Origin of the sequence: uncultured Gordonia sp. (assembly GCF_937858515.1) — a bacterium.
Taxonomy (GTDB): domain Bacteria; phylum Actinomycetota; class Actinomycetes; order Mycobacteriales; family Mycobacteriaceae; genus Gordonia.
Map to the genome: position 1 here is coordinate 1 of NZ_CALLZT010000186.1, position 6643 is coordinate 6643.

The 6643-nt window shown below is 66.6% G+C and carries 8 protein-coding genes; 6 read left to right on the forward strand and 2 right to left on the reverse strand.

Annotated features, from left to right (window positions below):
• From Q0627_RS17985 to Q0627_RS18005, 5 genes are all read left to right on the forward strand, one after another.
• Positions 1 to 915, forward strand: a 915-nt coding sequence (locus Q0627_RS17985; protein ID WP_298811783.1) for an acyl-CoA dehydrogenase family protein, incomplete at its 5' end; no start/stop codon positions are given.
• Positions 916 to 1391: 476 nt separating this feature from the next.
• On the forward strand, positions 1392 to 2180 hold the full coding sequence (locus Q0627_RS17990) for an enoyl-CoA hydratase family protein (RefSeq protein WP_291011680.1): 789 nt from the start codon (positions 1392 to 1394) through the stop codon (positions 2178 to 2180).
• Complete coding sequence (locus Q0627_RS17995; RefSeq protein WP_291011683.1) at positions 2177 to 2764, forward strand: TetR/AcrR family transcriptional regulator; 588 nt, start codon at positions 2177 to 2179, stop codon at positions 2762 to 2764. The genes Q0627_RS17990 and Q0627_RS17995 overlap by 4 nt, the downstream gene beginning before the upstream one ends.
• A gap of 48 nt (positions 2765 to 2812) precedes the next feature.
• Positions 2813 to 3103 carry a helix-turn-helix transcriptional regulator gene (locus tag Q0627_RS18000; protein ID WP_291011686.1) on the forward strand — a complete coding sequence of 97 codons (291 nt, stop codon included), beginning with the start codon at positions 2813 to 2815 and terminating at the stop codon, positions 3101 to 3103.
• Positions 3100 to 4401 carry a type II toxin-antitoxin system HipA family toxin gene (locus Q0627_RS18005; protein ID WP_291011689.1) on the forward strand — a complete coding sequence of 434 codons (1302 nt, stop codon included), beginning with the start codon at positions 3100 to 3102 and terminating at the stop codon, positions 4399 to 4401. The genes Q0627_RS18000 and Q0627_RS18005 overlap by 4 nt, the downstream gene beginning before the upstream one ends.
• On the opposite strand, the gene Q0627_RS18010 is transcribed toward Q0627_RS18005, so the two are convergent.
• Both Q0627_RS18010 and Q0627_RS18015 read right to left on the reverse strand, forming a co-directional pair.
• Positions 4398 to 5168 (reverse strand): hypothetical protein, encoded by a 771-nt coding sequence (locus Q0627_RS18010; RefSeq protein ID WP_291011692.1) that lies wholly within the window; start codon positions 5166 to 5168, stop codon positions 4398 to 4400. The two genes, Q0627_RS18005 and Q0627_RS18010, sit on opposite strands and share 4 nt — an antisense overlap.
• The gene (locus Q0627_RS18015; protein ID WP_291011695.1) at positions 5169 to 6041 is read right to left on the reverse strand and encodes an exodeoxyribonuclease III; all 873 of its coding nucleotides are present in this window, start codon (positions 6039 to 6041) and stop codon (positions 5169 to 5171) included. It abuts the gene before it with no gap.
• 367 nt (positions 6042 to 6408) lie between these two features.
• On the opposite strand from Q0627_RS18015, the gene rpsL reads away from it, so the two are divergent.
• Positions 6409 to 6643, forward strand: a 235-nt coding sequence (gene rpsL, locus Q0627_RS18020) for a 30S ribosomal protein S12 (protein WP_298811788.1), incomplete at its 3' end; no start/stop codon positions are given.

A 6643-nucleotide genomic window follows, 5' to 3' on the forward strand; every position in this document is an offset into this window, starting at 1 on the left:
GGACTGCTGATGTTGGTGGTGTCACCGGCCATCTGCGGCAACATCATCGTCCGCTTCGGCACCGACGAACAGAAGCAGCGCTGGGTGCCGGGACTGGCCGACGGCTCCTACGTGATGGCCTTCGGCATCACCGAGCCTGATGCCGGATCCAACTCGCACCGTATCACCACCACCGCGCACCGCGATGGTTCCGACTGGATCCTGAACGGGCAGAAGGTCTTCATCTCCGGTGTCGACCAGGCTGACTCGGTGCTCATCGTCGCCCGGACCGCCGACGCCAAGACTGGCAAACTCAAGCCGGCGCTGTTCGTGGTGCCCACCGACGCACCCGGATTCACCCGCACCATGATCGAGATGGAACTGGTCAACCCGGAAAAGCAGTTCCAGCTGTTCTTCGACGACGTGCGGCTGCCCGCCGACGCACTCATCGGCGACGAGGACGCCGGGCTCGCGCAACTGTTCGCCGGACTCAACCCCGAACGCATCATGGCCTCGGCGACGGCGGTGGGGCTGGCGCGGTTCGCGCTCGGCAAGGCCGTCGACTACGTCAAAGAACGCACCGTGTGGAAGGCGCCGCTCGCCACCCATCAGGCGATCTCGCATCCGTTGGCGCAGTGCAAGATCGAGATCGAGATGGCCAAGCTGATGATGCAGAAGGCGGCTGTGCTGTACGACGCCGGTGACGACTGGGGAGCCGCCGAAGCGGCCAACATGTCGAAGTACGCGGCCGGGGAGGCGTGTGTGAAAACGGTTGACCAGGCAGTGCATTCGCTCGGCGGCAACGGGCTGACCGTCGAATACGGTCTCGCGTCGGCGATCGGCCTGTCGCGGGTCACCCGCATCGCGCCGGTCAGCCGCGAGATGATCTTGAATTTCGTGGCCCAGGCGAGCCTTGGGTTGCCGAAGTCGTACTGAGGTGGTGGCGTCAGGTGTCGAAAGGTCGCCGGACCCTTCGTGACCCTCGCTCCTTCGTCGCAACGGCCTCAGGGATCAAGATGTTTGGTCGCTTCGGCCTCAGGGATCAAGAAGTTTGGTTGCTTCGGCGTCTGGGGGTGAGTTGTGTGGTTGGTTCGGCGTCTGGGGGTGAGTTGTGTGGTTGGTTCGGTGTCTGGGGTCGAGTTGTGTGGTTGGTTCGGTGTTTGGGGGTGGGATGTGTGGTTGCTTCGCCTCGGGGTCACGACGTTTGGTTGCTGTGGTTTTGATCTTTCGCGAGTGGCTTCTTGATCCCCCTGGTAAACGGGCCGTGGACCAAGGAACTGTGGGAGGTGGTTTTGATCTTTCGCGAGTGGCCTTTTGATCCCTGAGGGCGGCGGCGAGCTTGCGAGACGACGCGTCACGAAGGGTCCGGTGAGACGGGGCTCTCAACCGGTGGAAATGGATAGGAGAAGAAGGTGACTGAGACGCTGGTGCGGCGGGACGTCGACGCGGGAGTGCTGACGCTGACGCTGGATTCGCCGAAGAACCGGAATGCGCTGAGCACGACGCTGGTGGCGCAGCTCAATTCGGGACTCATCGAGGCCGCAGAGAATCCGGACGTCCGGGCGGTGGTGCTCACCCACGCAGGTGGAACATTCTGCGCCGGAGCCGATCTGAGTGCGGCGCTGGCATCGGGCGCCACACCCGAGGAGGCGTCGGCGCAGGGGGCGGGGGCGATGGTGGAGCTGATGCGATCCATTCTTGAACTGCCCAAGCCGGTGATCGCGAGAATCGACGGGCACGTGCGGGCAGGCGGATTCGGGCTCGTCTCCGCGGCGGACATCGCGATCGGCGGTGCGGCATGTACATTCGCGCTCACCGAGTCACGTCTCGGGCTGGCACCGGCCATCATCTCGCTGACCGTGCTACCGCGGCTTTCCTCCCGGTCGGCGTCGCGCTACTTTCTCACCGGGGAAAAGTTCGGGCCGGAGCAGGCCGTCGAGATGGGCCTGCTCACCGCGGCCGCCGACAGCGGGGAAGGTATCGACACAGTGATGAGCGAGGTGTTGGACGGCATCCGCAAGGCATCGCCGCAAGGTCTGGCGGCGTCGAAAGCCCTGACCACCGAAAGCATTCTGGCTGCATTCACTGCCAAGGCGGCGCTCCGTGCCGATGAATCGGCCGCACTGTTCGGCACCGACGAGGCTCGCGAAGGGATGACCGCGTTCCTGTCGCGGCGCAAGCCCGCGTGGGACCTGACGTGATCGAACGCGTTCCGCAACAAGAACGTTCACGTATAACGCGCGAGGGGTTGCTGCGTGCCGCGGTCGACGTTCTCGCCGAACAGGGCTGGGCAGCTGCCACTGTCGCCACCGTCGCCGCCCGCGCCGGGGTGTCCCGCGGCGCCGCCCAGCATCATTTCCCGACCAGGGAGTCGCTGGTCACCGCCACGCTGGAACAGATCTTCGCCGACCTGACAGCGGTCACCGCCCAGGCCACCGACACGAACGGCGACCGCATCGCCGCCGTCGTCGACCGCGCCGTCGGAATCTATACCGGCAAAGAATTCAAAGCCGCCCTGCAGGTGTGGGCGGCTGCAGCCTCCGACCCGGCGCTGCGCGAACTAATCCTGCCGCTCGAAGCGAAGTTCGCCCGCGCGGCACACCGAATGACGGTCCAGGCGCTCGGGCCATCGGACGATGAGACAAACATCCACCGCGTCGCCCAGCTCACTCTCGACCTCGCCCGTGGTCTCGGCCTTGCCGACACCCTCTCCGACGACTCCAAACGCCGCGCCCAGGTCGTCGCCACCTATGTCGAGATGGTGCGAGCGTCGCTGGGTGAGTGACGCTGCACGGATCTGTCGCTATTCAGCGACAAATGGTACTGTCGCTGAATGACGACAGTCGAGGCGTCGCGACCTGATGACCTTGGCCCCGCGCTGCGTGCCGAACGCCTGGAACAGGGGACGAGCCAGTTGGCGCTGGCCGAGATCGCCGGCGTCGGCCGACAATGGCTCAACGCCTTCGAGATGGGCGACAAGCCGTCGGCGCCGCTCGACATGGTGATGCGGGTGGCCGATGCGCTCGGTGTGTCACTGCTGCTCACACGTCCGGTACGTCGTGCACCGGGCAACCTGCCCGAACCCGTTGACCTCAACGTATTGCTCGATCGGTTCCGACAATGACCACCCCTGACCTCAGACGCGTCCTGTACGTGGTGATGAACGGGCAGGTCATCGGTGATGTCCAGCGCACCGGCAAGCAGCAGATGAGATTGCGCTACGACGCGGATACCGCCGGCAGGTTCACCCCGTTGTCGGTGTCGATGCCAGGGCCGGCAGGCCGGTACCGTGAGAACGCGATCGGTCCGTGGCTCGAAGGACTGCTGCCCGACAGGCCGGAGACACTGCGCCAGTGGCGTCGCCAGTTCGGCATCGCCGCTGATACGAGCCCGTTCGCGCTGCTGCGTCACGTCGGCGAGGACGTCGCGGGGGCCGCGCAATTCGTCCGCCCGGAACGGCTCGAGTCCGTTCTGCGGGAGGTCGGCGCGCTGACTGAACTGTCCGCACCTGAGATCGCCGACATGCTCCGGCGCGCGCTGGCGGACCTGCCCACTTCCGCCACCGACAGCGCAACGGGCAAGTTCTCGCTCGCAGGTGCACAAGCCAAGATCGCCCTGCACCGCACCGTAGGCGGATGGAGTGATCCGTCGGGTGCTGTCCCGTCGACACACATCGTCAAACCCGCGATCCCCACGATGCCAGATCAGGACCTCGTCGAGGTGGTCACGATGCGGGCGGCTTCCGCGCTGGGGTTGCGCGTGGCCCTGTGCGGCATCGAGCACTTCGACGACGAACGCGCCATCGTCATCGAACGATACGACCGCGTCGAGCAGCCAGGTACCGGGTGGATGCGGGTTCACCAAGAGGACATGTGTCAGGCGCTGCGTGTTGCTCCGTTCCGCAAGTACGAAAGCCAGGGCGGCCCGGGTGCCATCCAGGTCGCCGACCTCATCCGCCGGGTCAGCGACGACCCCGGCGCCGACAACCGGCGCTTCGCTCAAGCGTTGGTCTTCAACTGGCTGGTGTGCGGCACCGACGCCCATGCCCGGAACTATTCGCTTCTGATCAGCGGCACATCGGTGAGGCTCGCGCCGCTCTACGACCTCAACTCGCACCTCGCGTTCTCGACGGGATCGGGTAACGACCTGTCGATGAGCATCGGCGGGACGTTCCGCGCATCGCGGCTGTCCGTAGCCGACTGGCTGCGCGTCGCGCCGCGACTGCACGTCGACGGTGACTGGCTGGCCGGTGAGATCGCGCGCCAGGCCCGTGAGGTGGTCGCCGCGGTGGCGGCCGCTGCCGAGGCCGGCGACATCGTCCGCTACGAAAGTGCGGCGATGCGCAGGCTGGTCGCCAGCGTCGAACAGTGGGTGCAAACTTTGCTGCCAGTTCCGGAATCCGGAACTGGCAGCAAAGTTTAGAGGTTGCGTCCGAGGGCATTGGTGATGGTGGTGGCGTCGGTGCCTTCGGGGTCCATCTGGCGGCAGGTGGGGGAGCGTTTGCCGGCGTACCAGCGGTCGACGGCGGTGGCCTGTTGTTCGAGGTTGCAATCGGCCCAGACGACCGGGGCCGAACCGATGTCGTAGACGCGTTCGCCCAGTTCGTTGCGGATCTGGACCTCGGCGGCGTGGGAAAGGAACGCGGCCAGCGACTTCGAGTGGGCCATCTGCCAGGCGTGGACGAGTTCGTGGACGAGGATCTGGCCGATCGCCGGGTAGCTGCGGGTGCCGTCGAGTGCGGCGTTGAAACCCCGGTGGCCCAGGTTGAGGTAGGTGCGGCCGTCGGCGCCGGGGAATGCGAATGCCCGGCCGCCCTGGACGGAGATCGTGGTCAGGCGGACGTCGTCGAGCCAGGAGACCTCACCGAACACCTGTACCGCGATGTCGCGTTCGTACTGGTCGAGGGGGCGGGAGCGGACCCGCCACGCGGTGGCCGCGGCTGCGACGGACCCGGCGGCGATCGCCGCGAACAGGCCGATCGGGCCGAGCCAGAACGTCACCGCGAACACATGCGCGCCGATCAGCAGACCGATCGTCGACGGGGGGCCGGGCAGGCGCCGGAAACCGGTGCGGCGGGCGGCCCCGAGGAGCAGCCCGACGGCGCCGCCGTAGACGCGGGCGATCCGCGCCGCGACCGGCTTGACGGCCTTGGCCAGCGCCGGATTCTTTCTTACCAACTTCGCCGGCATTCACTGCTCCTTGGCGTGGGGGAGGGGTACCTTCTTGCCACCTCGCTTGGCCGGGTTCGACGGCGGTGGCACCATCGGGCCCACATCGCCGTCGGGTGCGGTGTCCAGGTCGGCGACGACCGGTGCGTGGTCGCTGGGTTTGGTTCCCTTGCGGGCCAGGCGGTCGACCCAGGCGGCCTTGGTGCGCGCGGCCGGGCAGGCGCCGGCGAGGATCAGGTCGATCCGCATCCCGAGGTCCTTGTGGAACATGCCGGCCCGGTAGTCCCAGTAGCTGAACACTCGGTCGTCGGGCCAGCGGCGGCGCACGACATCGGTCAGGCCGAGCGCTTCGAGCGCGGCCAGCGCATCGCGTTCGGGGGCGGTCACGTGGGTGTGGCCCTCGAACGAGGCCCGGTCGTATACGTCGGCGTCGGTGGGGGCGATGTTGACGTCGCCGCACAGCATCGTCGCCGCCGGGTCGGCGATGGACGCCCCGAGCTTGGCGAGCCAGTCGAGTTTGTAGACGTAGTGCGGGGAGTCCGGTTCGCGGCCGTTGGGCACGTACAGCGAATAGATGCGGACGTCGCCGCACACCGCCGACACCGCGCGCGCCTCCACCCTGCCCTCGTACTCGGGGATATCGGGGAAACCGTGCTGCACATCGTCGAGGCCGACGCGGGACAGCAGTGCGACGCCGTTCCACTGGCCCTGGCCGTTGTGGGCGATCTCGTAGCCGCGTTCGGCCAGGTCGGCGCCGAGGACGTCGTGGAAGGCGTCGTCGGAGAGTTTGGTCTCCTGTAGGCAGACGACGTCCGGTTGTCGTTGGTCGAGCCAGGGCAGGAGACGGGGGATCCGCTGTTTGACGGAGTTCACATTCCAGGTCGCCACACGCATGGGGTCGAGGGTATCGGGACCGGATTGAGTTCATCGTGGGTCTACCTCTTGTTTGACCTGGGTGGGTGCTTTTTGACCTGTGCAAAGCAGATCGGTAGAGTCAATCGGCGGTGCCCGGCACATGCTGGGCCAGTCTGCGTGCCCACCCGCATGCTCGGAGGAGACTCCGCGGAGGCACGCAGCGCTGACAGGCGCGAGTACGAGGGCTGGTGACACGCCCGACCTCGGGGTAGCGATACATGTACTGACCAGCACGAACGTGCCGGTGGGGCGAGTTGCGGAGTAACCGCGAACAGCAGTTCGCGGATCCTGCCCGGAGCACAAACCGCGACGAACGAAGAAGATTGCCAAGCAAGGAAGGGCCTCAGTGCCAACCATTAACCAGCTGGTCCGCAAGGGCCGTCACGACAAGCCGGCGAAGACCAAGACCGCGGCTCTGAAAGAGAGCCCGCAACGTCGCGGCGTGTGCACCCGCGTGTACACCACGACCCCGAAGAAGCCGAACTCGGCGCTGCGGAAGGTCGCCCGTGTGCGGCTGACCACCGCCGTCGAGGTCACCGCCTACATCCCGGGTGAAGGCCACAACCTGCAGGAGCACTCGA